Origin of the sequence: Variovorax sp. LjRoot84, from assembly GCF_964254305.1 — a bacterium.
Lineage (GTDB): Bacteria > Pseudomonadota > Gammaproteobacteria > Burkholderiales > Burkholderiaceae_C > Variovorax.
On sequence record NZ_CAXUTE020000002.1, the window covers coordinates 498253 to 522813 of the forward strand.

At 66.4% G+C, this 24561-nt stretch carries 28 protein-coding genes and 1 pseudogene; 14 read left to right on the plus strand and 15 right to left on the minus strand.

The window, feature by feature from the left end; translation table 11 throughout:
* Positions 1-3: 3 nt before the first annotated feature.
* Genes ACSQ9I_RS33060 through ACSQ9I_RS33080 form a run of 5 tightly spaced genes read right to left on the minus strand, consistent with a single transcriptional unit; the run spans position 4 to position 4192 of the window.
* Entirely contained in the window at positions 4-822 is an 819-nt protein-coding gene (locus ACSQ9I_RS33060; RefSeq protein WP_436316241.1) for an ABC transporter ATP-binding protein, read from the minus strand.
* Positions 819-1610, minus strand: coding sequence for an alpha/beta fold hydrolase (locus ACSQ9I_RS33065; protein ID WP_436316242.1), 792 nt, complete (start codon positions 1608-1610; stop codon positions 819-821). Before ACSQ9I_RS33065 ends, ACSQ9I_RS33060 begins: the two co-directional genes overlap by 4 nt.
* Positions 1607-2014, minus strand: coding sequence for a VOC family protein (locus ACSQ9I_RS33070; RefSeq protein ID WP_436295920.1), 408 nt, complete (start codon positions 2012-2014; stop codon positions 1607-1609). The genes ACSQ9I_RS33065 and ACSQ9I_RS33070 overlap by 4 nt, the downstream gene beginning before the upstream one ends.
* Before the next feature lie 4 nt (positions 2015-2018).
* Complete coding sequence (locus tag ACSQ9I_RS33075; protein ID WP_436316243.1) at positions 2019-3620, minus strand: FAD-dependent monooxygenase; 1602 nt, start codon at positions 3618-3620, stop codon at positions 2019-2021.
* Positions 3621-3622: 2 nt separating this feature from the next.
* Positions 3623-4192, minus strand: coding sequence for a GAF domain-containing protein (locus ACSQ9I_RS33080; RefSeq protein WP_436316244.1), 570 nt, complete (start codon positions 4190-4192; stop codon positions 3623-3625).
* 74 nt (positions 4193-4266) lie between these two features.
* Here ACSQ9I_RS33080 and ACSQ9I_RS33085 point away from each other — a divergent pair, with 74 nt between their 5' ends.
* Positions 4267-5238 (plus strand): LysR family transcriptional regulator, encoded by a 972-nt coding sequence (locus ACSQ9I_RS33085; RefSeq protein ID WP_436316245.1) that lies wholly within the window; start codon positions 4267-4269, stop codon positions 5236-5238.
* 236 nt (positions 5239-5474) lie between these two features.
* Here ACSQ9I_RS33085 and ACSQ9I_RS33090 read toward each other — a convergent pair whose 3' ends face one another.
* Both ACSQ9I_RS33090 and ACSQ9I_RS33095 read right to left on the minus strand, forming a co-directional pair.
* Complete coding sequence (locus tag ACSQ9I_RS33090) at positions 5475-5726, minus strand: LysR substrate-binding domain-containing protein (protein WP_436316246.1); 252 nt, start codon at positions 5724-5726, stop codon at positions 5475-5477.
* Positions 5699-6121, minus strand: a complete 423-nt coding sequence (locus ACSQ9I_RS33095) for a LysR substrate-binding domain-containing protein (RefSeq protein WP_436316247.1) — start codon at positions 6119-6121, stop codon at positions 5699-5701. Before ACSQ9I_RS33095 ends, ACSQ9I_RS33090 begins: the two co-directional genes overlap by 28 nt.
* Positions 6122-6225: 104 nt before the next feature.
* Between ACSQ9I_RS33095 and ACSQ9I_RS33100 the strand changes: the two genes are divergently transcribed.
* The 9 genes from ACSQ9I_RS33100 to ACSQ9I_RS33140 all read left to right on the plus strand — a co-directional run bounded on the left by ACSQ9I_RS33100 (position 6226) and on the right by ACSQ9I_RS33140 (position 13032).
* On the plus strand, positions 6226-6501 hold the full coding sequence (locus ACSQ9I_RS33100) for a type II toxin-antitoxin system Phd/YefM family antitoxin (RefSeq protein ID WP_436316248.1): 276 nt from the start codon (positions 6226-6228) through the stop codon (positions 6499-6501).
* Positions 6501-6839: a type II toxin-antitoxin system RelE/ParE family toxin gene (locus tag ACSQ9I_RS33105; protein WP_436316250.1), complete on the plus strand. Its 339-nt coding sequence runs from the start codon at positions 6501-6503 to the stop codon at positions 6837-6839. The genes ACSQ9I_RS33100 and ACSQ9I_RS33105 overlap by 1 nt, the downstream gene beginning before the upstream one ends.
* A gap of 425 nt (positions 6840-7264) precedes the next feature.
* Complete coding sequence (locus ACSQ9I_RS33110; RefSeq protein WP_436316251.1) at positions 7265-7714, plus strand: hypothetical protein; 450 nt, start codon at positions 7265-7267, stop codon at positions 7712-7714.
* Between the two features lie 81 nt (positions 7715-7795).
* The gene (locus tag ACSQ9I_RS33115; RefSeq protein WP_436316252.1) at positions 7796-8389 is read left to right on the plus strand and encodes a phosphatase PAP2 family protein; all 594 of its coding nucleotides are present in this window, start codon (positions 7796-7798) and stop codon (positions 8387-8389) included.
* Positions 8390-8402: 13 nt separating this feature from the next.
* Complete coding sequence (locus tag ACSQ9I_RS33120) at positions 8403-9449, plus strand: glycosyltransferase family 2 protein (protein WP_093110503.1); 1047 nt, start codon at positions 8403-8405, stop codon at positions 9447-9449.
* On the plus strand, positions 9446-11011 hold the full coding sequence (locus ACSQ9I_RS33125) for a glycosyltransferase family 39 protein (protein WP_436316253.1): 1566 nt from the start codon (positions 9446-9448) through the stop codon (positions 11009-11011). Before ACSQ9I_RS33120 ends, ACSQ9I_RS33125 begins: the two co-directional genes overlap by 4 nt.
* On the plus strand, positions 11008-11853 hold the full coding sequence (locus tag ACSQ9I_RS33130; RefSeq protein ID WP_436316254.1) for a ChbG/HpnK family deacetylase: 846 nt from the start codon (positions 11008-11010) through the stop codon (positions 11851-11853). The genes ACSQ9I_RS33125 and ACSQ9I_RS33130 overlap by 4 nt, the downstream gene beginning before the upstream one ends.
* Positions 11846-11977, plus strand: a complete 132-nt coding sequence (locus tag ACSQ9I_RS33135) for a hypothetical protein (protein ID WP_436316255.1) — start codon at positions 11846-11848, stop codon at positions 11975-11977. The genes ACSQ9I_RS33130 and ACSQ9I_RS33135 overlap by 8 nt, the downstream gene beginning before the upstream one ends.
* 41 nt (positions 11978-12018) lie before the next feature.
* Positions 12019-13032 carry an AraC family transcriptional regulator gene (locus tag ACSQ9I_RS33140; protein ID WP_093110500.1) on the plus strand — a complete coding sequence of 338 codons (1014 nt, stop codon included), beginning with the start codon at positions 12019-12021 and terminating at the stop codon, positions 13030-13032.
* On the opposite strand, the gene ACSQ9I_RS33145 is transcribed toward ACSQ9I_RS33140, so the two are convergent.
* The 5 genes from ACSQ9I_RS33145 to ACSQ9I_RS33165 all read right to left on the minus strand — a co-directional run bounded on the left by ACSQ9I_RS33145 (position 12989) and on the right by ACSQ9I_RS33165 (position 19611).
* On the minus strand, positions 12989-13405 hold the full coding sequence (locus ACSQ9I_RS33145) for an MAPEG family protein (RefSeq protein WP_436316256.1): 417 nt from the start codon (positions 13403-13405) through the stop codon (positions 12989-12991). The two genes, ACSQ9I_RS33140 and ACSQ9I_RS33145, sit on opposite strands and share 44 nt — an antisense overlap.
* Before the next feature lie 44 nt (positions 13406-13449).
* Positions 13450-14412 (minus strand): hypothetical protein, encoded by a 963-nt coding sequence (locus ACSQ9I_RS33150; protein WP_436316258.1) that lies wholly within the window; start codon positions 14410-14412, stop codon positions 13450-13452.
* Between the two features lie 411 nt (positions 14413-14823).
* Complete coding sequence (locus tag ACSQ9I_RS33155) at positions 14824-17514, minus strand: bifunctional acetate--CoA ligase family protein/GNAT family N-acetyltransferase (protein WP_436316259.1); 2691 nt, start codon at positions 17512-17514, stop codon at positions 14824-14826.
* 4 nt (positions 17515-17518) lie between these two features.
* Positions 17519-18445 (minus strand): histone deacetylase family protein, encoded by a 927-nt coding sequence (locus ACSQ9I_RS33160; protein WP_436317096.1) that lies wholly within the window; start codon positions 18443-18445, stop codon positions 17519-17521.
* Positions 18446-18783: 338 nt separating this feature from the next.
* Positions 18784-19611, minus strand: coding sequence for a phytochelatin synthase family protein (locus ACSQ9I_RS33165; protein WP_436316260.1), 828 nt, complete (start codon positions 19609-19611; stop codon positions 18784-18786).
* Positions 19612-19792: 181 nt separating this feature from the next.
* Here ACSQ9I_RS33165 and ACSQ9I_RS33170 point away from each other — a divergent pair, with 181 nt between their 5' ends.
* From ACSQ9I_RS33170 to ACSQ9I_RS33180, 3 genes and pseudogenes are all read left to right on the plus strand, one after another.
* Positions 19793-20194, plus strand: coding sequence for an adenylate/guanylate cyclase domain-containing protein (locus tag ACSQ9I_RS33170; protein WP_436316261.1), 402 nt, complete (start codon positions 19793-19795; stop codon positions 20192-20194).
* Between the two features lie 649 nt (positions 20195-20843).
* Positions 20844-20987 (plus strand): annotated as a pseudogene (locus ACSQ9I_RS33175) (transposase domain-containing protein); the annotation flags it as partial.
* Between the two features lie 37 nt (positions 20988-21024).
* Positions 21025-21543, plus strand: coding sequence for a hypothetical protein (locus ACSQ9I_RS33180; RefSeq protein ID WP_436316262.1), 519 nt, complete (start codon positions 21025-21027; stop codon positions 21541-21543).
* Between the two features lie 78 nt (positions 21544-21621).
* Here ACSQ9I_RS33180 and ACSQ9I_RS33185 read toward each other — a convergent pair whose 3' ends face one another.
* From ACSQ9I_RS33185 to ACSQ9I_RS33195, 3 genes are all read right to left on the minus strand, one after another.
* Positions 21622-22047, minus strand: coding sequence for a type II toxin-antitoxin system PemK/MazF family toxin (locus tag ACSQ9I_RS33185; protein WP_093110896.1), 426 nt, complete (start codon positions 22045-22047; stop codon positions 21622-21624).
* On the minus strand, positions 22044-22313 hold the full coding sequence (locus ACSQ9I_RS33190; RefSeq protein WP_436316263.1) for a hypothetical protein: 270 nt from the start codon (positions 22311-22313) through the stop codon (positions 22044-22046). The genes ACSQ9I_RS33185 and ACSQ9I_RS33190 overlap by 4 nt, the downstream gene beginning before the upstream one ends.
* A 225-nt stretch (positions 22314-22538) precedes the next feature.
* Positions 22539-23444 carry a LysR family transcriptional regulator gene (locus ACSQ9I_RS33195; RefSeq protein ID WP_436316264.1) on the minus strand — a complete coding sequence of 302 codons (906 nt, stop codon included), beginning with the start codon at positions 23442-23444 and terminating at the stop codon, positions 22539-22541.
* A gap of 105 nt (positions 23445-23549) precedes the next feature.
* Here ACSQ9I_RS33195 and ACSQ9I_RS33200 point away from each other — a divergent pair, with 105 nt between their 5' ends.
* Entirely contained in the window at positions 23550-24422 is an 873-nt protein-coding gene (locus ACSQ9I_RS33200) for an aldo/keto reductase family oxidoreductase (protein WP_436316265.1), read from the plus strand.
* The last annotated feature ends 139 nt before the right edge of the window (positions 24423-24561 follow it).

Here is a 24561-nt window from a genome sequence, read left to right on the forward strand (position 1 = left end):
TTTTCAGTCGAACGAAGCGGCATGCGAGAAGCGCTCGCGGATCGAAGCGGCCGCGGACGCGAACGCCGGGTGCGACATCGCTTCCATCGTTCGCGGCCGCGGCAGGTCGATGGGCAGCACGCGCTCCAGCGTGCCCGGGCGAGGCGACATCACGAACACCTTGTCGCCGAGGAACACGGCCTCGGGGATGGAGTGCGTGATCAGCACCACTGTCTTGCCGCTTTCCATCCAAATGCGTTGCAGCTCGAGGTTCATGCGCTCGCGCGTCATCGCGTCCAAGGCGCCGAACGGCTCGTCCATCAGCAGGATCTTGGGGTCGTGCAGCAGCGCCCGCGCGATCGAGGCGCGCTGCTGCATGCCGCCGCTTAGCTGGCGCGGCAGCTTGTGCTCGAAGCCTTCGAGGCGGACCATGTGCAGCAGCTGCATGGCGCGCTCGCGCGCCTGCTTCTTGTCCAGCCCGAGCACCTCGGCCGGCAGCATCACGTTCTCGAGCACGCTTCGCCAGGGCAGCAGGATGGAGCTCTGGAACACGACGCCCACGTCGCGCCGGGTGCCATGGATCGGCTGGCCGTCGAGCGCCACGCGGCCGACTTCGTAGTCGAGCAGCCCTGCCAGGATGCGCAGCAGCGTGCTCTTGCCGCAGCCGCTGGGGCCGACGATGGTGACGAAGCTGCCCTGCTGGATGCTGCAGTCGATCTGCTGGAGCGCGAGCACGCCGTCAGCGCCGCCGCCGAAGGTCTTGGACAGCCCTTCGATGCGGATGTAGTCGGCTCTTGCTCCCGCGGATTTCGCGGGCGCAGCCTGTGGGAAGGTCGTGTTCATGCTTTGACTCCTGCAGGATTCAGGAAGCGAACGATGTGGTGGGCGAGAACTTCCGGTGCCTGCATCGCCGCCACATGCCCGATGGCCGGCAGCAGCACGGCATCGGCCCCGCGGATGCGCCCCGCCATCGCCAGCGTCACCGTCGGCGGCACCACGCGGTCCAGCTCGCCGGCCAGCACCAGCGTCGGCGCCACGATGTCCGCCACCCCGTTCTCCAGCGTCGTCGCCACGGTCGCGGCCCGCCGTGCCGACCGCGCCGATTCCGGCCGGGCATTCGCGAACACGCGCCGCAGCTCCGAGCGCTGGCGCAGGAAGTCTTCCGGAAAGAACCACGTCGCCAGCTCCTGCGCCGTCCCAGGCAGGCCGTGCCGCAACTCGGCCAAGCGGCGCGCGTCCGGGCACAGCTCCTCGTACGGCCGCGGCAGTGGCCAGGTGCTGGCCAGCACGAGTCGATCGATCGACCGCGGATACAGCAGCGCCAAGGCCTGCGCCACCCTTCCGCCGAACGACGACCCGAACACATGCGTTCGCTTGAACCCCTGCGCCCTGATGAACTGGTGCGCGTCGTTCGCCAGGTCCGTCAACGTCGCCGCGCGCTCGGGTCCCTGCGTGTCGCCGCAGTCTCGCTGGTCGTACGAGATCACGGTGAAGTGCTTCGTCAGGTGCGGCACCAGCGCGGCGAACATCTGGCGCGAGGCCTCCGCGCCGTGCATCAGCACCAGTGCCGGGCCCTGGCCCTCGCGATCGAAGGCGACGCGCAGCTCGCCGGCTTGCACGAAGTCCGTCATGCCGCACCTCCCTCTTCCTGGTCCATCCAGAACGTCATCTCGATCTTCAGCCCGCGCGGGTCGTGGAGGAACAGCTGGTGGATGGCCCACCCGGGAATCGGCGCCTCGGTGAACGGCACGCCCAGCGCACCGAGGTGTTCGCGCGTCTCCTTCAGCCCGCGCGATCGGAACGAAATGTGGTCCACGTGGCCGGTGACCGGCTGCATCGGCGCGTCCGGCTTCGAGAGATGCGCATACAGGTGCACGATCGGCTGACCCTCCGCATAGAGCCATGCACCGGGCGCGGGGATCTCCGGCCGCGCCCCGAGCTGCAGACGCATCACGCGCGTGTAGAAATCGACCAGCGGCGGCAACTCGTCCGGGGTACAGCGGATCGTGTAGTGGTGAAGAGCGGTGACAGGCATGGCATCAATCCAGCAGCCTGGCGAGAACGGCGGAGAGCTCGGCGGCCGGATCCGACGGCGTCCATGGCATGCGGAATGCCACGTGCCCGTCCGGCCGCACGAGCACCGCGCCGCGCAGGCCGAGCAGCAGTCCGTCCTTCTCGTGAGAGTCCTCCAGCTGATGTGCCTGCACCACGCGCCCGTTCTTGCCCGAAACGGCATGCGCCGCCTCCATCCATCCATCGGCCTTCGGCCCCGCGACCAGCACGAACTCCCGGTCGAACCAATCGAGCGTGGTGTGGCGCCGTGCCAGGTCCAGCCACAGGTGCGGAAAGCGCACGCCCGGTCGGTCGCCGGGCTCGTACCAGCGTGCCCGCATCACGTGCCTGCCCGTGCCGTCGGGGATGACCGCCCCGTCCTCGTAGCAGAAGCCAAGCGATTGCCCGATGCTGTGGATGTGGTTGTCGCTGTCGCGGATCCAGAAGTCGATACGGTCCGGGTTGCCGGAACGCAGCGCCTCGTCGCACTGGATGAAGCGCGTCGCGTTGTGCAGGCTGAAGTCGGCGTTCGACTCGGCGACGGGGCGGCGTTCGCGCTCGTAGCTGTCCAGCAGCCGCGCGCCGGCGCGCCCCGTGAGCACGAAGGCCAGCTTCCACGCGAGGTTGTGCGCGTCCTGGATGCCCGAGTTCATGCCATAGCCGCCGTTCGGCGGGAAGCGATGAGCCGAGTCGCCCACCAGCAGGACGCGGCCCTTGCGGAAGCTCGCGGCCACCTGGCGGCTCATGCGCCACACCGAGCGGTTGATCACCTTCACGTCCAGGTTGGGGGCACCTGCGACGGTGCGGGCGAGCCGCACCACTTCGTCGTCGGTGCGCTCGCCGATGCGCTCGTCCACCTCGCGCCCGACCGGCAGGAGGCTCAGCCACCGGTCCTTGCCGTTGGTGTTGAGCACGGTCGTGATTGGGTATGGCGAGTCCTTCGCGTACACGCGCCAGCCGGCGCAGGTGGCGGCGTCGCGAACGTGCGAGAGATCGGCCTGCCAGAACTCGTTGGCCATCACGGCCAGCGTGGCCGGCCCGCGCATCTCGATGTCGGCCTGCCTGCGCACCGAACTCGCGGCCCCGTCCGCGGCGATCAGGTACTGGGCCTGCCAGGTAGTGGTCTCGCCGGTGTCGAGTTTGCGGCCGGTCACCGCGATGCCGCTGGCGCCTTCGTCGTAGTGCAGGAACTCGTGGCCGAACAGGAAGCGGCCGACCTCGCTCTTGCGCGCGTGGTCCAGCAGTTCCATCTCCACCGTGTCCTGCGACTGGATGATCTTCCAGCACGGCGAGTGGCCCACGTTCGGCTCGGGGTTGGTACGGCCCCATTCGTGGCCGGTCATGGATTCGCAGAAGGCGAAGAAGTCGGCGCCGTCCGGCAGCGCATGGCGCTTCATCAGGCCGTCGATGCCCCACTGGCGGAAGATCTCCATCGTGCGCGTGTAGGTACCGCGCGCCTTGGGATGGTCCGTTGTTGTCGGGCTGCGTTCGAGCAGCACGAAATCGATGCGGAAGCGCTGCAGCAGGATCGCCATCGACAGGCCCACCGGGCCGCCGCCGACGATCACGACAGGGACTTTGCTTTGCATGGTCAAGCCTCCATGGGAGCGGTGAGGGACACGCCATTGAAGCGGTACGCCAGGCCGGGCGCGGTCGGCACCCAGCGCGCCGCGGCCAGGGCCAGCAGGCGGATACCCAGGACTTCCTGCGGCAGCCACTGCGGGCGGGTGCCGAAGACGTTGAACGTGGCGTAGCAGAGGTTGCCCTGGAGCAGCGGCACGTTGATCACGCTTTGCAGGCCATGGGGGCGCATCTGCTCGAAGTCGTCGAAATGGCGTGCCAGCGCCTCCTCGCCCTCGCCGACGAACACGCGGCCCTGCAGGAAGAGGCACTCGGTCCACGGCGTGAGCGTCTTGCGCTTGGCGCCGTTCACCGGGTAGCGCTGCGCCTCGGACGAATAGAAGCGGCGCAGCCGGATCTCGTCAACCGGGTCGCGCGCGGTCGTCACGTTCTGCTGGATGCTGAACACGCTGTCGCCGGCAATCAGGCGTCGGCAAAGGTCCACCTGGCGCAGGGCGGCGTCGGTACTGCGCGCCTCGGCGAGCACGTCCAGGAGGTTGGCCGTGAGGGCCGTGAGCGTCGATGCGGTGGCTGCGGGCATGGAGAAAGTCTAGGCGCCCAAATTCACCAAAGTGCATTAAATTCTGATGACCCGATAACCCTGGAGTTATGGCCTTGCTGACCGCCCGCGACCCTGCCGCCGACTTGCAGCACGCGCTGCTCTCGCGCCTGAAGCTGCGGCAGCTTTCGCTGCTGCAGGCCATCAACCGCCATCGCACGCTCGGCCGCGTGGCCGCCGAGATGCGACTGAGCCAGCCGGCGATCACCAAGGCGCTGCGCGAGGTGGAAGACATTTTCGGCAGCAGGCTCTTCGAACGCACCAGCCGGGGTCTGCTGCCCACGCCGTCCGGAGAGGCCGTGCTGCATTACGCGCAGCGCTGGCTCGCGGAACTGGAGGCCACCACGCGCGTGCTCACGTCACTGGAGGCAGGCCGCAGCGGCCGCCTGCGTCTGGGCCTGACGCAGCAGGTGCCGCAACAGTTGCTGTCCGCCGCGCTCACCCATTTACTGGATCGCACCCCACGCATGGCGGTGATGACGCGCGAGGGCACGACGGACGAACTCGTCGCCGGCCTCGTCGCGCGCGAGCTCGACTGCGCGATCGGCCGCTCGTACGACGGGGATGCGACGGGATTGGTGCAGGAGGCGATCTACCAGCAGGAGCCCTGCCTGGTGGTGGCCGCGAAGAGCGTCAAGCGGCTGTCGCGCGGGCCGTTAGACTGGGCGCGGTTGGCGCAACTCGACTGGATCCTGCCGCCGCCGAACACGCCCATGCGCAGAACCTACAACGCGATCTTCGTGGGCGCCGGCGTGCAGCCTCCGGTGCCGATGCTGGAGACGACGTCGATCCGCAGCATGGAGATGGTGCTGAGGACGGAGCCGAACGCGATCGCCATCCTGGCCCGGGACGTCGTGGCCGAGATGGAGCGCGCGGGACACTTGGCGGCGCTGCCCTATCGGTTGAGCTGGAACTTGCCGCCGGTGAGCTTCTTCACGCTGAAGGAGCTGGAGGGGCATCCGGTGGTGCAGTCGTTGAGGGGCGTTGTGGGGGAGACTGCGCGGGAGATGCAGCGCAGCGCGGGATGAGGGGCGTCTCGCGAAGGTGCTGAGAGCCCGGGAACCAGTGACCTGTGTGCAGAGCCGCACGTCGCTGCGCCGTCTCCGACGGCCACGTCGCCGAGCGTGTGCGCTGCGTCGCCGCAGGCGAAGACACCCGGGAACCCGGGTCTCTGACAACGCGTTTCTGCGGATGAACGGGCGCCGAGCGGCTCGGGGAGGTCTCCGACAAACGCTGTTGCAGGCGTTGAAGCAACCGAGCGGGTTTACTGCGGCAGGCCGTCGGCCGAACCCGTCGACTGTTCGAGGAAATCGAGCATCGCGCGCATCGCGGCGCTATTGTGGCGGGGCTGCGAATAGGCCGCGTAGACCCAGTGGTCGCTGCGCATGTGCTCGTGCGGCACCGGTACCAGCGCGCCGCGCTCCAGATGCGACTGCGCCAGCGGCTCCGGCACGTAGGCCACGCCAGCACCGCGCAGCGCCAGCTCGATCAGCGCGATCGGATCGTTGGCTTCCATGCGGCTGTGCACCGCCACCTCATACTGCCGACCCGTGGTCTCGAAGGGGCAGGTGCGTGGTGGGCATGGCCGCGAAGCTCAGCACCTCGTACCGGCTCAGGTCTTTCGGCGTCTGCGGAATGCCGCGCTTGGCCCAGTAGGCGGGGCGAGGCGCAGACCACCATGTCGAACTGCGCCAGCCGCCGAACGATGAGGTTCATGTCATCGATGCGTCCGCCGGTCAGGTGGATATCGATACCTTCCGCGATCAGATCGACGGCATTGTTGGTGAATGAAAGGCTGACGTATACGTCGGGGTAGCGCTTGATGAATTCGGCGATCACGTTCGATAGCCATCCCGCGATCAGGCCATGCGGCGCGCTGATGCCCAACGTGAAGTGCTTGTGGCCCGCCATCTCTGATCCTCGGTCCCAGGGCGGCAGTGGCGAGGTCGATCCGTGCACCTTTCCTTGAGTCCATATAAAGACTATATTTGGTCCTATCCGATCAAGGTAAGGACATGCGGTACTCATCTCAAGTGAAACCAATAAGCTACCTCAAGGCCAACGCTGCCGAGGTTTTGACACATCTCGCCGAGCAACGTGAGCCGCTGGTCATCACCCAGAATGGTGAAGCCAAGGCTGTCCTGCAGGACGTGGCCTCGTTTGAGGAGACCCAAGAGACGCTAGCGTTGCTGAAAGTCCTCGCCTTGGGCAATCAGGAAGTGGCGGCCGGCAAGCTGAAGCCTGTGGTTGATGTCGTTGCCCGTCTACGTGCTAAGCGTGCCCCCGACTGATGGCAGGTGCGCCGTCGAAGTTCGAAGTCCTGCTCACCAAGGGCGCCGAGCAGGACTTGGAATCGATATACGACTACATCGCAGAGTTCGATTGCGTTGCCAACGCAAACTACGTGTTGGACCAGTTGATGAAGGTTGTGGAGAGCTTGTCGCGATTGCCACAACGTGGCAGCTATCCTAAGGAACTGATCGCGCTGGGCATCAAAGAGTACCGCCAAGCCTCTTTCAAGCCCTACCGCGTGATCTACCGCGTCACCGGCGGTCAGGTCGTCATCTACCTGACAGATGGTCGGAGGGACATGCAGTCGGTGCTTGCGCGCCGGCTGCTCGGTGCGTAGGCCTCAGCAACTTGCTCCCCTGCTCACCAGTCGGCGCGAAATCATTCACCGGGGGAGAGGCGCGAAACGCCCGGCGGGTAGACCTCACGGCGCGAAGTCGACCGGAATCGCGACCGCATCGCGTCGTGATGTCCTCAGATGCGATGGCGTCGTTCATTGATCAGCATCTCCTTGGGCATGAAGCGGTCGGCGCGCTGGCCATTCCGCACGCTCGACGTGGCAGCAGCCCACAACGCGGAAAAGGCTCACGCGAACAAGGGGAGCGTACCTACAACTTACCAGTGCGCTCAGCACGTTGCGCATCGCGCCCAAGCTCAGCGAGCTTGCTCTCAATAACACCCGCGCGCATCAGGTCTGCGGTGCGGGAACACAAAGCTGAAGATAGCGTTCAGCTTGCTTTCACAAGCGCCCCCTAGAGTGGCGCCATGCCGATCACGCGCTCTCGTCATTTCGTTGCGACACGCAGCGTGGAGTGGTGTTTTCTCGCTGTGCTGCTCGCTGCCATCCAGCCCTTCATCGCCGTTCACTTTCGCCACGACGGGTGGGAGGACGAGCCCGGATTCCGCATCCGCAGCGCGAGCGCGTCGACGCAATTCGAACCGGACAACCGCCCAGACCATCCGACCGACCGGGAGACCACGCTGTTCGTGTCCTCGGCGGCGAACATCGATCTGCCGGATGCGCTGCAGCACGGCATCAACAACCTGAGAGCGCGGCTGCTCCTCCTGTTGCCCTTGACGGTGGCCGCGGTCCTGGTCGTCGAACCGGCCCAGCGCCTCGTTCCCGAACCGGTGCCCAACGTCAGCGGTGCGCCCCCGCCCACCACGCTCTGGCTGAGAAGGCCGCCGGAGACTGCGCCTCCCCTTGCGAGCTGAGAGCGACGCCGCGCGGCGCCGTGCGTTCGGCTGTGCGTCGTCGCACAGCCGCTTCTTGTTTCGCCGATTGCGGGAGCTCGTATGAAGGCGCTGAATTTCGCTCTGTTTCAATGGATGGCTGCAGGCTACGAGCCCAGTTCGTGGCTCCTGCCCCTGGCGTCGGCGATCGCGCTCGGCGGGGCCTGGGCCGGCATGGCCCTCATGGGATGGGCCGCCTGGCGGCGGCCGTCGGAACGCGGCTACGTGATGGCGACGCTGGCCTTTGCGGCGGCCACCGCGGTGATCGCGCACGCCATCGCTGCGTCGCTGAATCTGCCGCGTCCTTTCATGCTGGGATTGAGCCCGGCCTACTTCCCCCATGGCGCACGCGGGTCGCTGCCGAGTGCGCACGCCGCGGTGATGTTCACGGTCGCCCTGATGTTTCTGCTGCGTCCCCGGCTTCGTGACCTGGGCATCGGCATGGCGGCCGTGGCCGCGATCACCGGCTGGGCACGTGTCTACGTCGGGGTTCATTTCCCGGCCGACATCGTGGCCGGGCTCTTGCTGGCCGTCGTGATGGCGGGCGTCTTCGTCGGGGTCCAGCGGCTCTGGCGGCGCCATGTCGCGCCGAGGATCGCGCGCGACGACCTGCACGCGCGGGCGCCGGCCTCCAAGGCCGACCAGCCGCTCGCCTGAGAGGAGACGCGCCATGAACGGCCCCGTGCAGACGACGGGGGACATTCTCGACATCGAGCGTCCCCAGCAAGACGAGAGCACCGCGCGCGGCGAGCGCCGGGTGCGTGTGCCGACGGGTCGCAGCATCTCCTGCGTGATCCCCTGTTTCAACGAGGCAGGCAATCTCAACGAACTGCTTGCGAGGCTCGAAGAGGCCTTGTGGGCCACGCATCTGGCCTGGGAAATCATCGTGGTCGACGATGGCAGCACCGACGGCACGGTCGCGGTGGCCGAGGGTTGGTGCCAGCTCTCGGGCTTCCGGTGCATCAGCCTGTCGCGCAACTTCGGCAAGGAAGCCGCGCTCACCGCCGGGCTGGAGGCGGCCTGCGGCGACGCCGTCGTCGTGCTCGACGGCGACTTGCAGCATTCGCCGTCGCTGATTGCAGACATGCTGGCCCGGTGGCAGGGCGGCGCCGACGTGGTCTACACGGTGCGGCAGGAGCGCAGCGACGAGCACAGGCTCAAGCGCTGGGGCGCAAGCCTGTTCTACAAGCTGGTGAATTCGTCCCATCGCTTCGAACTGCCCCGGGACGCCGGAGACTTCCGCCTGATGGACCGCAAGGTGGTGGACGCCTTGCTGAGCCTGCCGGAGCGCACCCGCTTCATGAAAGGTCTGTATGCCTGGGTCGGTTTCAATGCGGTCGCGTTGCCCTACACGCCCGGCCCGCGGGGGCAGGGAGAGAGCAGCTTCAACGCGATGCGCCTGTTCAATCTTGCCGTCGACGGGTTGACCTCGTTCACCACCTGGCCCCTGCGGGTGGTCAGCGTGGTCGGTCTCATGCTGGCCGTACCGGCTTTCGCCTACGGCATTTACCTGGTCGTCGAACACCTGCTGATAGGCAATGCCGTCTCGGGCTGGACGACGATCGTGGTGAGCCTGATGTTCTTCATCGGCATCCAGATGATCTCGACCGGCATCGTCGGCGAATACGTCGCGCGCATCTTCGAGGAAGTGAAGGGACGGCCGCTCTACGTGGTGAAGAAGGATCTGGGCCACGGCCTGGACGGGCAGCAGTCATGAGGCTGTCCCGTGACTCCAGGGCCCTTCTGCACGCCGCTGCCGGCCTCGCGGCCTTCGTCCTGTGGTTGGCGGTCACGGCCGGGTTCCGGCCGTTGATGGCGCCCGACGAAGGGCGCTACGCAGGCGTGGCTTTCGAGATGCTGCGCAGCGGCGACTGGCTGGTGCCGCGGCTCGACGGCTTACCCTTCTTTCACAAGCCGCCGCTCTTCTACTGGATCGGCGCCGCGGCGATGGCGGTGCTGGGCCCCTCCGAATGGCCGGCACGGCTGCCTTCGATCCTCGGCGCGGCCGTCGCGGCGCTCGGCCTGCTGCTGTTCCTGCGCCGCTGGGCGGATGCGGCGAGCGCGAAGCTTTCCGTGCTGGTGCTGGTCACGATGCCCTTCTTCTATGTCGCAGCGCAGTTCGCCAACCTCGACATGCTGGTGGCGGGCTGCATCAGCGCCACTGTGCTGCTGGCGGCGCATGCGAGCTTGTCCAAGGCGCAGGGCGAGGCATGGCGCGGGGCGCTGGCCGGCGCCTTCTTCTTTGCAGCGCTCGGCGTGCTCGCCAAGGGCCTGATCGGCATGGTGCTGCCCGGCGCGGTCTTCCTTGCCTGGTGCGTGGCAACGCGCCGAACCCGTGCCGCCTGGCTGATGGCCTGGCCGCCCGGGTGGGCCTTGTTCCTGACGACCGCCGGCCCCTGGTTCGTGGTGATGCAGATGCGCTATCCGGCCTTCTTCGACTACTTCGTCGTGACGCAGCATTTCAGGCGCTTCGCCGCCTCGGGCTTCAACAACGAGCACCCGTTCTGGTTCTACCTGCCGGTGATCGCGGGGCTGTCGCTGCCGTGGATCGGCTGGCTGGCGCTGGCCCGCCGCGGCGCGCGAGACGGCAGGACGCTGCTGTCCGACGTGGACTGGCTCATGCTGATCTGGTGCGTCTGCATCGTCCTGTTCTTTTCCATCCCGCGCTCCAAGCTGATCGGGTATGTGCTGCCCGCTTTGCCGCCGTTGGCGTACCTGATCGCGCGGGCCGTGCCGGCCGCGATGAAGGGCCCGGGCCCGCTGTCGCGGCCCTTGGGCTGGACGGCCGCGCTGTCCGGCCTTCTTTGCCTGGCATCCATCGCCTTCGTGGGTGTGTATGTCGTGCAGCCCGGCCATCGCCTGCGCCTTCCCGCAGGTGTTGCCGTGGCGCCGGGCGACCAGGTGCTGATGCTCGATGCCTACTACTACGAACTGCCCTTCAACTGGGCACTGCGACAACCGGTCATGGTTGCGACCGACTGGACGCCGGCCGTCGTGGAGCGGCGCGACGATTGGCGCAAGGAACTCCACGACGCCGCCCGCTTCGAGCCCGAACGCGGGTCGACGCTGCTGGTCGACACCTTCCGTCTTCATGATGCGCTGTGCGTGCCTCGCGCCACCTGGCTGATCGGGCCGTCCAACGCCGTGCTGGCCCACCCATGGCTGGCGCAGGCCCGCCTGGTCGCCGTGAGCAGGGAGGCGGCCGTGTGGCGATTTGCCGGAAGCGCAACGCGCGACCGGCGCTGCCTTGACGAACCCGGAGCCGCCGCGCCGCAATGACTGAACATGCACTTCGATACCTTTGCGTCTGTGCCGACGACTTCGGCATGACCGAGGGCATCAACTCGGCTGTGCTCGAACTGGCGGGGCGACACAAGATTTCCGCCATCTCCTGCATGGTTCGCCGCGATGCATGGGCCGTGGGCCTGCGCGGCCTGCGCGGCATCGAGCCGTCCTGCATCGAGGTCGGACTCCATCTCGATCTGAGCCCTCCGCCAGAAGGCCGGCAGTCCGAGCCTGGGCTGGGCGGATTGATTGTCCGAAGCCATCTGCGCCTGCTTCGCCCTTCGGCCGTGCGGGCCGAGATCAGGGACCAGCTGGCGCGCTTCGAAGACGGGCTCGGCCGTCCGCCTGCCTTCGTGGACGGGCACCGGCATGTCCATCAACTGCCGGTGGTGAGCGATGTGCTGACCGAGGAGATCGCGAGCCGCTACGGCACGGAGGCGCCATGGGTCCGCAGCACGGCGCCGGCCGCACCGCGACGCTTCGCGAAGACCAAGGCCGACATCGTCTTCGCGCTCGGCGGCGCGAGGCTGCTCGCGCTCGCGGCGCGCCGAGGCATCCCGACCAGTCGCGCCTTGCTCGGCGTCTACGATTTCACGGGCACTTCCGACGTCTACCGCGGGCGGCTGCAGCAGTGGATCGACTGTTGCCGCACGGGCGACGTGCTGGTGTGCCATCCCTCGCTCGGCGATGCGCCTTGGGTTCCCGCCGGCCCGGCGCGGCGCAACGAATACGCGGTGCTGAGCGCGATCGCCTTTCCGATGATGACCGCGGCCGGGGTCGTGTTCCTGCGTCCTCTTTCGCACTTGTCGCGTGCCGCCGATCCGGTCCATGCGTAGGGCGCAGCTCGTCAAGGCCGCGGTTTTTCTGTGGGCGCTGGTGGTCTTCATGCCGGTCGGCGCCAACTACCTCGGGGCCGCGATGCCGAGCTCGTTGAAATTGGACTCCGCGAAGCGCGGGTGAAAGTGGTCAAATGGCGACGCTCCTGCGGAGGCGAAGTCGATATGGATGCCTTGTCCGAGGTCTTGAAGATCCTGCAGTTCAACAGCGCGATCTTCTTCAACGCCAGATTCACCGCACCATGGTGTTTTGCTTCCCCGGAAGCGGAGGCGGTGGCCAAGCAGGTCAACGCGGGATCCCAGCGTCTGCTCTTCTACCATCTCTTTGTGGACGGTTCGTGCACCGTGAAACTCGACGGCATGCCGCCGCTTCACCTGCAAGCCGGAGACATCATCCTGTTTCCGCATGGCGATGCCCACACGATGGCCTCGTCCGGGATGGACGAGCCCGGGCCGCTGCTCGATGTGCGAGCGCTGTTGCGCGAGAGGCCCGACGAACTGCAGCTGGGCGGCGGCGGCGAGCCAACCCGCTTCATCTGCGGCTATCTGTCATGCGATCCCATCCTGTGTCGGCCGGTCCTGGCAACGCTGCCCAGAGTGCTGACGGTCAGCCTCAGGAGGGACGAAAAGACCGACTGGGTGGAGCGTTCCTTCGTTTATGCGGTGGCGGAGGCCACTTCCACGCAACCCGGTGGCGAAGGCGTGCTGGCCAAGTTGTCCGAGGTGCTGGTGGTCGAGACATTGCGCCGGTACATCTCCCAGATGTCCGAGGGCCAGACTGGTTGGTTCGCGGGCTTGCGTGATCGCGTCGTCGGTAAATGCCTCGCCCTCATGCACGAGAAGCCGGCGTATCCATGGACGCTCGAAAGCCTTGCGCGCGAGGCCGGAACATCGCGCTCGGTTCTCGCCGAGAAATTTACCCACTATGTCGGACAGCCCCCTATCCAATATCTCGGCAAGTGGCGCATGGCGCTCGCGTCGAACCTGCTGCGGCGCAACGCCTTGAGCATGATGCATATCGCGCTGGAAGTCGGCTACGAAACCGATGCCGCCTTCAGCCGCGCCTTCAAGCGCGAGTTCGGCATGCCCCCGGCATCCTGGCGCCGCGAGAACAGCCTTCAGAGTCCGACTGAGGTCAACGACGGAAAACGATCAGTGCGATCAGCACGCAGAAGCTGAGGAACTGAACAAGAAAGAATGCGAAGCGCACCGACACGACTCGATCCGTCTGGGCGAAGCAGACGTGGACCAGCGACTGGGGGATCCGCGCCGCCAGGATGACGACGCACAGGGGATCCACCGTCGGATCGGCGATGCCGAAGGTGCGCAATGCATAGACCAGCACTGCGAAAGCCGGCAGGTTCTCGACGCAGTTCGCATGTGCGCGCATCGAGCGCAGGTACCAGTCCTGCCCCTCGACATGGTCGGCCCTGAATTCGCTCATTCCCGCCCGACCACGAAGGACCCGGCTCAATCGGTAGGCGCCCACGGTGGCGAGCAGGAGGACCAGGGTCCAGGCGGCGAAACCCAGCAGCATCAGCTCGGGCAGCATGTTCTCGGCCTCCACTTGCATGCCCTGGTGGGCATGGCGATGCCCTACTGGCGGGGCAGCGCGGGCGATCGGGCGGGCACCGCATAGAGCAGCGGCTGGAGCGCATCCCTCACCCGGGCAGCCTGCCTGTCATCGAGAACGCGGAAGAAGACCTTCTGAAAGCGCGGCTCCGTCACGCCCGACACGATGTACTGCCAGCGATACGCCTTCAGGATCCCCTCGCCGATGACGGTGCGTTGCGCATCGGCGTAGCGCTTGCCCGCGATCGACTCGAAGTAGGTCGCATCGGCGCGCGCCTGAGCCAGGAGAATGCCGTCGACCGCCACGACCAGGTCGATCAGGTCGCCGACGGCCGCGTCGCGTTCGGCGGCGTTCAGGCGCGCGTCCTCGCGAAGGAACTCGAGCTCGTCCAGCACCGCGTGCTGCGACTCCTCTTTCCAGTGGGCCAGGAAGACGTCTTTCCACAGCTCGCACAGGTCGTCCTGCGGCTCGATGCTGGCGCGATAGTGGGCCAACGTGAAGAGCTCGATGTCCAGTGTCAGCGCAAGGACCGACCAGGTGCTCTTGCTCAGCACGGCTGTCGCGACGGCGTTGGGTTCGGCCGTTGCCACGTATCCCGCCGGCATGGCGGCGGCCATCATCGTTTCCATGCGCCGGAACAGCTCCTGGTGCTTCAGCTCCTCGTCGGCCATGCGGACCAGGGCCTCCAGGGCCACCTGGTTGCCGAGCGCGTGCTGCCGGCTGATCTCGAGCACCTTGGCGCCGATGAAACGCTCCACCAGGCCGAAGATGTAGGCGTAGCTTCGACCCTGCACCTGGCTCAGCAGGCGCCGGTCATCGGACGTCATGAAATCCAGCTCGTTCACCAGAGACAGGCCGGCGGGCAGGAACGTCTTTTCGAGATCGAATCGCCGGCGACGGATGACGTCGTTGTCGATGTCCCAGCGGACGCGTTTGGAATTCGCGATGACCTTCGAGTAATGGTTCGCGGAGGGGGCGCTTTGCATGATGGCCTCTTTCAATGTTCGTTGAAGGAGCGTCAATGATCGAAGCGCGACGTGAATCAAGTCGGGCCATCCGTCCGCAAATCTTGCCCGGCGATCCGAGCATGCACGTACCGGCGCACACGCGATTCGCCGCGCAGTCCTCCCTCGGGCGGGGTTCGCCGGGAAGGAGCCGGTCCTGAAGGACTCTTTCCTGGCCGGGTCGGTGATTCGCAGACCAGAGGCGATTGACTGCTCTCGCACTGCAAAGCCGCCTTCGGTCGGCGTGACGGCGCGCGAACTGCCTTGCATCTGCGGAACTCGCGATTCGATCCTGCAAACGGCAACGCGCAGACGCGATCACAGAGCTCCGCGCAACCCCGTTCGGTCCGAGCCGCAGCAGCCGTCGGCGCATTGAAGCTCAGCGAGATCGAGTCACAAGGCCCGACTCACCAGTTTGAAGTCCGGATCTTCGGCAAAGGACTTGATCGAAAAACCCAACCTCTTCACGAGCTTCAGCATGTCGGCGTTGTTGCTCAGCACCAGCCCATCGATCTCCGAAAGGCCCTTGTCGCGGGCCACATCGATGATTGCCTCCAACAGGCGTGATCCCAGTCCCTTGCCGCTGTAGTCGTCTGCAACCACCAACGAGAACTCGCAACTCGATTGATCTGGATTGGTGATGTAGCGCGACACGCCCACGATGCGTTCGGTCTCGAGGACCGCGCCATCGTCCGCGACGCCACGCTCCCGCACCACTGCGACCAGCGCCATCTCGCGGTCGTAGTCGATCAAGGTGAAGCGCGAAAGCATGGACGGCGGCAACTCGTGGAAGCGCGAGACAAACCGGAACCAGCGGCTTTCGGGTGAGAGCTGCTGCACCAGGGCTTGAAGCATCTGCGCGTCGTCGGGATGAACGGCTCGCACGGTGTAGGTGCTCCCACCGGGCAAAGGCCACTCGCGTTGGTAGCGCGCAGGGTAGGGCAGGATGGCCAGGTGCTGGTAGCTGTTGATGAGGCCGCTCGCGCCTTGCGGCGTGCTGTCGACGACGATGCGAGCATCGACCGCCACTGCGCCCGTTTCGTCGACGATGATCGGGTTGATGTCCATCTCCCGCAGTTCGGGAAGTTCGCACACCATCTCGGAAACCCGCAGCAGCACCTGTTCCAGCGCCTCCATGTCCACGGCTGCGGCCCCGCGCCATTCGTGCAGGGTTTCGGCGACCCGCGAGCGTTCGATCAGCCGGCGCGCCAGGAACTGGTTGAGCGGCGGCAGCTCCATGGCACGGTCGTCCAGCAGCTCGATCATGGTGCCGCCTGCGCCGAACACGATGACGGGGCCGAAGGGATCGTCCGTCACCAGGCCCACGTGGATTTCGCGCCCGCGCCGGGCCGTGGCCATCTTCTGAACGGTCACGCCGTTGATGCGCGCGTCGGGCGCCAGGCGCGCCACGCGTTCCATCATGTCGCTGTACGTGTCGCGTGCACCGGCGCCGTTCATGACGTTCAGCGCCACGCCCTCCACATCTGACTTGTGGCTGATGTCGGGCGAATCGATCTTGAGCGCGACGGGGAAGCCCAGCTGGGCGGCGATCATCATCGCTTCGTTGGCGCTGCGCGCCAGCAAGGTGCGGGTGATCGGGATATGGAAGGAAGACAGCAAGGTCTTCGACTCCATCTCGGTCAGTACCTTGCGCCGTTCTGCCAGCACGCTCTCGATCAGCAGCCGCGCACCCTCGATATCCGGCTTGGCAAGCGCCGACAGCGGCGGCGGGGTCTGCTGGAGTAGCGCCTGGTTCCGATAGAAAGCCGCGATGTTGCCGAATGCGCCAACCGCCGCTTCCGGCGTGCGGAAGCTCGGGATGGTGGCCTCCCCCAGCACCGCACGCGCGGGGCCGACCGAGGCGTCGCCCATCCAGCATGACAGCAGCGGTTTGCTCATCGGCCGCGGGATGTCGGCCAGCACGCGCGCCACCGCGACCGCATCGGCCCCTGTCTTGGGCGAGAAGATTGCCAGGACGCCGTCGATCTGCGGGTCGGCGGCGGCCGCATCGACCGCGGCCCGGAAGTGCGCCGGCTCGGCTTCCTCCGAAAGGTCGATCAGATCGGTGAGCGAAGCCGACGCGGGCAGCCGGGGCTGCAGCGTCTTGAGCGAGTCGGGTGACAGCTTGCCGAGTTGCAGGCCGATCTCGTTGACCCAGTCCGCCGCCAGAACACCCGGGCCGCCGCCATTGGTGACGATGGCCAGGCGCCGGCCGACCGGGCGATAGCGCGAGGCCAGGCATTTGGCGGCCGAGAACAGTTCGACGAACGAGCGCACCCGCACCGCACCGGCGCGTCGCAGCGCAGCGTCGAAGACATCGTCGCTGCCGACGGTCGAGCCACTGTGCGTGTGCGCAGCTTCGTTGCCGGCGGGCTTGCGACCGGCCTTGAGCACCACCACCGGCTTGGCATGCGAGGCCGACCGCAGGGCGCTCATGAAGCGACGTGCGCTGGAGATCCCTTCGAGGTAGACGATGATGCTGTGGGTGGCGGCATCGTTGGCCAGGAAGTCCAGCACCTGGGCGATGTCCACCGCCGTATGGCGGCCGAGCGAAACGACGCTGGAGAACCCGACCGCGTTCTCGCGCGCCCAATCGAGCATCGATGCCGTCAGGGCGCCCGACTGCGACACCAGCGCGAGCGGGCCGGCCTTGGCCAGCGGGCCGGCCGTGCTGGCATTGAGCGTCAACAGGGGGCGCTGAAAGCCGAGCGAATTCGGACCGAGGAGGTGAACGCCGTCGCGGCGCGCGATCTTTCGCAGCTGCGCAGCCTGCTCGGCGGCGATGCCGTTGGAGATGACGAGCGCGGCGCGGCAGCCGATGCGGCCGACGACCTCCAGCGCAGAGGCGATCTCCTGAGGGGGCAGCGCGATGATCGCGAGATCGGAGCGCGTCTGCGCCAGATCCCCCAGCGTGCCGCTGGTGCGGACGTCCAGAAACTGCAGCGTTCCGTTGAACCGGTCTGCGCGAAGCGCTTCGCGCACGGCCCGGGCGTGCGAAGTCTGGCCTACCGGGTCTTCGGCGTGGCCCGCGAAGACAACGACTGAGCCCGGCGCCAGCAGCGGCGTGAGGTAGTGCATGTCCATGACCTTAGTCTGCACCCATCAGGACCTTGACATGCGCCGCGGCACTGCGCGCCAGCGCGCTCAGTGCATAGCCGCCTTCGAGACAGGAGATGACCCGGCCCCGGCAGTGGCGCTGCGCGACGGCCATGATCTGCTGCGTCACCCATGTGTAGTCGCCTTCCACCAGCGCCAGATTTCCCATGTCGTCCTCCCGGTGGCCATCGAAGCCGGCGGAGATGTAGATGAGCTCGGGGGCGAAGGCCTCGAGCGCCGGCAGCCATTGGTGGATGACCGCTGCGCGGAAAGCGTCGCTGCCCGAGCGCGAATGCAGGCCGACGTTGATCATGTTCGGACCCTCGTCTTCCTCGCCCGAGAAAGGATAGATCCCTTTTTCGAATATGGAACACATGAGCACACGCTCGTCGCCCTTGAAGATGTCGGCGCTGCCATTGCCATGGTGGACGTCGAAGTCGATCAGCGCCACGCGCTGCAGGCCGTGCACATCGAGCGCGTGCCGAATGCCGACGGCCACGTTGTTGAAGAAGCAGAAGCCCATGGCGGCGGCGCGCCCGGCATGATGGCCCGGGGGCCGGACGCAACAGAACGCCGCGGGCGCCTTGCCCGAAAGAACCAGGTCGCAAGCCAGAACCGAGGCGCCCGCCGCGCGCCGTGCAGCCTGTATGGTGTATCGGTTCATGCTGGTGTCGGGGTCAACCTGGTGATGCCCTTCGTCCGGCGAAGCCGCAGCAAGTTCGCGCACATGGGCGAGCGAGTGTGCCCGCCCCAGTTGATCATCGGTGGCGAGCGGAGCGTCGTACGGGACCATGTAGTCGAGCAGACCGCTGATCAGAAGCCGGTCGTGGATGGCCGAAAGCCGTTCCGGACATTCCGGATGGCCGGCGCCCATCTCATGGCGTGCGCAGTCGGGGTGAGTGATGTAAGCGGTCAGCAAATTCGGCTCCTGGGCCATCCCGCGCCGCGCGGCGGAGGTCTGCGCGCAGTCTAGGCGCGGTCGATCCGATATTTCATGAGCTGCATCAAGGCAAGGGCGCCGGTGCAGTCGCTGGCGATCGTTGTCGGGGGGCGCGACAAGTGCCCACGAGATGGCGGGCTCGTCTGCCGCAGAGGCGATGGCGATCGAGCTGGTCACAGAGCGGCAGGCAGGGAACCGTGCCGGTGGGTTGGTCAATGCGCGAGCGGGGACCGCGGCCACTGGTGCCAGAAAATGGCGACTGAGCCACCTGACGCACGGACATGAGCTAGCGACACTTCTTCGCGTTGCCCGAGGGCTTATGGCGCGTGGACCAGCACGTAGCCACGGTTCTCCACCGTGTCGAAAGTGCGCATGCCTTTCACCAGCGTGGCCGTCGGCATCCAGACCCAGCCCGCTACAGCCGGGTTGACATCGAGCACGAGAAACGAGTCTGACGCAGCGTCGTAGGCGCCGAGCGGCGAGATGTGGCCACCCCCCTTCTGGCCCACGGCCTCACGCCTGTAGTTCACGATCACGTAGTCGCCGCCGCGCGCGAGGTTGTTTGCCAGGTCAGCGCGGATGGCCTGCTCGGAAAGCGCATCGTCAACGACGACAACTCTGGTGACGAGCGCGTTTGCGCGCAGCATTGCGTCAAACTGGCGCAGCTGGTAGCCGAAATCCTTGACCTGCTTGCCGCCAATGGTGATCGGCTCGCCAAGCACCTGCGCACGTGTCTTGGGGCCCCTGTCGATCACGCTGTCCTGCGTGAACCGCGGGACGATCGGATCGGCGCCGGCTCGCATGAACTGCACATCGTCCTTGCGCAGCCGCGTGTGGTCGCGTGGCAGGTCGGCACTGCTGCTGTGCACGGCGTTGAGCACGATCGCGGCCGAGGTGGGCCCGCAGAAAGTGCCGTTGTACTGGGCTTCAAATTGGTTGGCGAGCGCCGCGAAATCAATCTTTGCGCCCGAGCGGCCAAGACGTGCCAGGCCTTCATCGGACGCAAACGGCACGAGCGCAGGAGACGCTTTCGCCTCTACGCTCGTCGTCGCCGGGCTCGTTGCCGCGCCATGCGTGGCACAGGCCGACAGGAGCGTTGCGGTGGCGAGCAGCGCGGCGCAGACGAGGCTTCTGATCGGCGACATGAGTGACTCCAGGGGTTGCGGAGGGCGGCCCATTGTCGACTACGCCGCACCGCCGTAGAAGTGGGGGCTGTCGATCGTCAGCTCGCCGCAGAATTCTGTTGAAAAACTCGAAGCGGTCCCAGAGGCGACCGTGTGGCTTTTTCGCTTTCAGCGCAGGTCGCCGCTGGACGGCGACGGGCTGATGACCATCTTCGGCGCCCCGCTGCCGCTGCCGCCGCCCGACCACAGCGCGGCCGCGGTGCGCGCGGCGCTCGACATGGTCGAGATGATCGAGCTGCTGAACACAGAGCGCATCGCTGCGGACAAGCCTGCGATCCGCATCGGCGTGGGAATCGCCAGCGGCGAAATGGTGGCGGGCTACACCGGCACGCAGCAGCGCGCGACCTACACCTGCATCGGCGACACGGTGAACCTTGCCGCGCGGCTCGAGGCGCACACCAAGCTTGCGAAGCGGACGATCCTGATCGACCCGGCAACCTGCATGGCACTCGGTGGACGCATTCCGGTCGAGCCCCTCGGGGCGGCGTCGTTCCGGGGCAAGGCGGCGCCCTTGCCGGAGCTCGGGCTCCAATCTTGGGCGTGACGCTCGATATAGTGGATCACCTCCTCCTGGCGGATCTTGCCGAGGTCGGTAGCGCCGGCGGGGCAAACCTCACGCAGGAACCGGCGGATCGCAGGCAGATGGCGCACGATAGTCCTCGCTGCCAGACCGCGCTCGCTTCGCAGATAGTCGCAGTCGCTGAACTCGGCAAAGATCTGCTCTTGCGGGGTGTTCGCTGGTAGCGCCGCCGGCGCGATCGTGCCGGCGGTGCGCAGAATCAACAGCCACCGCTTCAGCGCTGCCCGGTCGCCCGGCTGGATGGTCTGCTTGCCTCCTCGGTGCAGCAGGTAGCGCTCCACCACGCGCTCATCGAGGTTGGTCAGCCTGGTCCGGCGGCTTGCCATCCAAGCCAGGAGATCGCCGACCACGTTGAGGCAGCGCCAAGTGCCGTGGCCAGCGAGCCCGACCTCGACGAGACGCGCCGCGTAAAGCTCAACGAGCTGTCCGTGAGCGCCGCTCTTGAGGCGCCGGAACAGCCGGCTCCTGTTCAAGTACTCTTCCGCAATGATCATCTTGTTCTCCGTTGTTGTGGACGGAGCACACGATGAACTATGCCGAACCGATCACAGGCCGGCTACGGAGAAACCTGGGGCAAACGAGCCCGCTCGGCATAGTTCCGCGGGCGGCATAAACGGCGAAGCTGAACGGGCTCGATCCGCAGGGGTATCTGCGCGACGTGCTCGCACGCATTGCCGATCATCCGATCAACCGCATCGACGAGTTGCTGCCGTGGAACATCGGCGGGCACCACGTTGAGCAACGACTGGCAGCCTGAACCACGCCACCAGGCTGCGCAACGAAGGAAGACGAGAGTGATCCTGCAAGGCACCGACCCGAAGCTGATCGATGCGCTCAACCGCGCGAGCAGCCTGGAGCTGTTCCAGCTGAGCACCATCATCGAGCGCCTGCTGGCCGATCCGCGCCGGATCATCGCCGTGCGCACGAACATGAACCTGGGACAGACCGTGCGCTTCCTCGACTGGCGCGACGGTCAGATGCGCAACGGCAAGGTCGTGGCGATGAAGGACACGCAGGTCACGCTGCATGAAGAAGGCACGCGGCGCGAGTGGAAGCTGCCCTATACGGCTATCGAACCGCCGCTCGTGACCCCGCAAGCGACAGCGGCAGCAGCACCGGCGACGCCGCCGCCGATCAAAGCCTCCCGCAGCGACTTCCGCGGCGGCGAGAAGGTCTCGTTCGACGACAAGTACCTCCAACCCCAAGTGGGCACCGTCGTTCGCATCAACCAACGAACGGCCACTGTCGACACCGGAAACGGCCAATCGTGGCGCGTGCCGTTCCACATGCTGCGCCACGTGCTCGACATCTGAGCGCCGTCTCGATCAGACGGGAGTTGCCGTCAAGAGGGTGCTGAGCCGACGCTGACTTACAAAGATGCGATAGACATCTCAGAAGCTCTTGGGTTGATTCCTGGCTTCCATGATTGCTGATTGAAGCTTGCGCTTCACTATGGCATCCTGAAGGTCAAGCCGCCCGCGCCGAGGGTATCTTGGCGTCTTGCCGGGCGCGGGCGCGAACCAGGCGTCATCAAAGGAAAGCCGGTGATGATTGACCAGGTCAAACTTGGTTGCCTTGGTTAAGCCCGTTTTTGCGCTGGCCTCAATGACGAACTCTCCCGGGTACACCGCTGTGGTGTTCTGGGATGTGGCGTATGCGACTACCACAACAGAACCGGCCGGGTCATCGGTCGCCTCTTCGACTTGAAGCACTAAGGCCGGGCGGTTCTTGGGGCCTGGCACGCCCATTTCCTGCGGAAAGCTGCACTCAACAATGTCGCCGAGTTTGGGCCGCGGTTTCCAGTAGTTCCTGCTCACAGCAGCGAGTCGATGACCTTACCTCTCCTTTTTGGTTCGGCCTTCGCGATGGCTTGGTGCTGTGTCTTGGTGAGTGGCATCAATTTCTCAGTGTCCTGTTCGAAGAAAACCTCGTCTCGCAGTCTAGCGAGTGCGTACAGGACGGTTTGGGTTTCGTTGAAGCCCAATTTTTTGGCCAGCGCCCGCAGCGCGTCTCTCGACACGGTAGTCAGCGTGTCGTCTTTGAAATTCAGCTTAAGTGGCTGATGGCTGGTGGTGGCAGGCATGGCGGCTCCGCGGATGGGTCTCGTGTATATATATTATACATACAGCGTAGCTATATTGCAAGCTGACGTGCAACGCTGTTCATAAGGCGACCGAGGCGCCGAACAGAACCGTTCCCCTTGAGCTGCTGTCCCACAGGGCGGTTGAGGCGGTCGGTTTGCCCCCGCCGGCGATGACGCGCATGTGGCAGGATGCGGCCAGGCCCTTCGGCGGCGCAGCCCGCAGGCTCAGGTCCAGGGCTGCATCGCCCTGGCGAAGTCAACGAAGGCACGCAGCGGCGCCGGCAGGTGCTGGCGGCCGGGGAAATAGAGAAAGGGTCCTGAGAAGCTCGGCCACCAGCGTTCGAGCACGGGCTCCAGTTCGCCGCGGTCGACGTAGGGACGCAGCCAGTCCTCGAACAGGTAGACGATCCCGCTGCCGGCCACGGCCGCGTCCACCGCGAGGTCGGTGGTCGCGCCAATGCCGACGATCAACGGCCCCTTCGGATCGACCTTGACTGACTCGCCGTCGCGTTCGAATTCCCACGCGTTCATCGCCCCGCTTGCGAAGCGCCCGCGTAGGCAGGCGTGTTCGAGCAGCTCGCGTGGATGCGCGGGGCGGCCACAGCGGGTGAGGTAGGCCGGCGAGGCAGCGGCCGCGAAGCGCTGCACACGCGGGCCGATCGGAACGGCGACCATGTCCTGCTCGAGCCGTTCCTCGTAGCGGATGCCCGCGTCGCAGCCTTCGGCCAGCACATCGACGAAGCGGTCCTCCGCGACCACCTCGAGGCAGATGTCCGGGTATTTCGCCAGGAAGGGCGGCACGATCCGTGGCAGCACGAGCCGCGCGGCGCTCACCGGCACATTCAGCCGCAGGCGACCGGCCGGCCGGTCGCGGAACCCGTTGACCGCGTCCAGCGCCGCGCGCACCTCGCCGAGCGCCGGCGTGAGCCGCTCCAGCAGGCGCGCTCCGGCCTCCGTCGGCGCGACGGTGCGCGTGGTGCGATGGAGCAGCCGAACGCCCAGCCGGGCTTCGAGCCGGCGGACCGCGTCGCTCATGCGCGATGCGCTGGTGCCGGCCACGCGCGCGGCGCCGCGGAATCCGCCCTCGCGGGCGACCGCCAGGAAGGCGTTGAGGTCTGCGAGATCGTCCATCGACTGTCCAGATTTCCGCACGGCCTGTGCAGATTGCGATGGATTGTCGCGCAGTGCCCGCAATCCTAGATTCGAGGCATTCCACTATTTTGAAGGACTTGCTCCATGATCGACATCCACATCGCAGGCACCTACCGCGTGGGCCATCGCACCGTCAATCGCCTGGGCTACGGCGCCATGCAACTCGCCGGTCCCGGCGTCTTCGGCCCGCCCAAGGACCGCAACGCCGCACTCGCAGTACTGCGCGAGGCCCTGGCCCAGGGCGTCAACCATCTCGACACCAGCGACTTCTATGGGCCGCACGTCACCAACCAGCTGATCCGCGAGGCGCTGCATCCCTATCGCGACGACCTGGTCATCGTCACCAAGGTCGGCGCCGTGCGTGGGGACGACGGATCGTGGAACCCAGCCTTTTCCGCCCGCGACCTGGAACGCGCGGTGCACGACAATCTGCGCAACCTCGGCCTGGACGTACTCGAGGTCGTGAACCTGCGCGCCATGTTCGACGTCCATGGCCCGGCCGAAGGATCGATCGAGGCGCCACTGAGTGCGCTGGCCGAACTGCAGCACCGCGGACTGATCCGCCACATCGGCCTGAGCAACGTCACGCCCGCGCAGATCGCGCAGGGCCGCACGATCACGCAGATCGTCTGCGTGCAGAACCACTACAACCTCGTGCACCGCGACGACGACGCCTTGATAGACCAGCTCGCCGCCAGCGGCACGGCCTATGTGCCCTACTTCCCGCTGGGTGGGTTCACGCCGCTGCAGTCGAGCGCGCTGAGCGACGTGGCCGCGCGGCTCGGCGCGACGCCTATGCAGGTCGCCCTCGCGTGGCTGCTGCGCCGCTCGCCGAACGTGCTGCTCATTCCGGGCACGTCCTCGATCGTGCATCTCGGGGAGAACCTCGCAGGTGCGGCGCTCGTCCTGACCGCCGAGGATCTGGACACCTTGGACCGGCTCGCTGAGCGCCACTGAAGGACGACCTGCTGGACCCAGCGGTGCCGGCTGGCCATTCACGCTGGTGCCAAAATCTGTCACCAGTGCTGACTGCATTGGGACGGCAGTCGGCCACTTCCGGTCGCTCACCCAGCAAGAAAATCGTGTCGCCAACGAC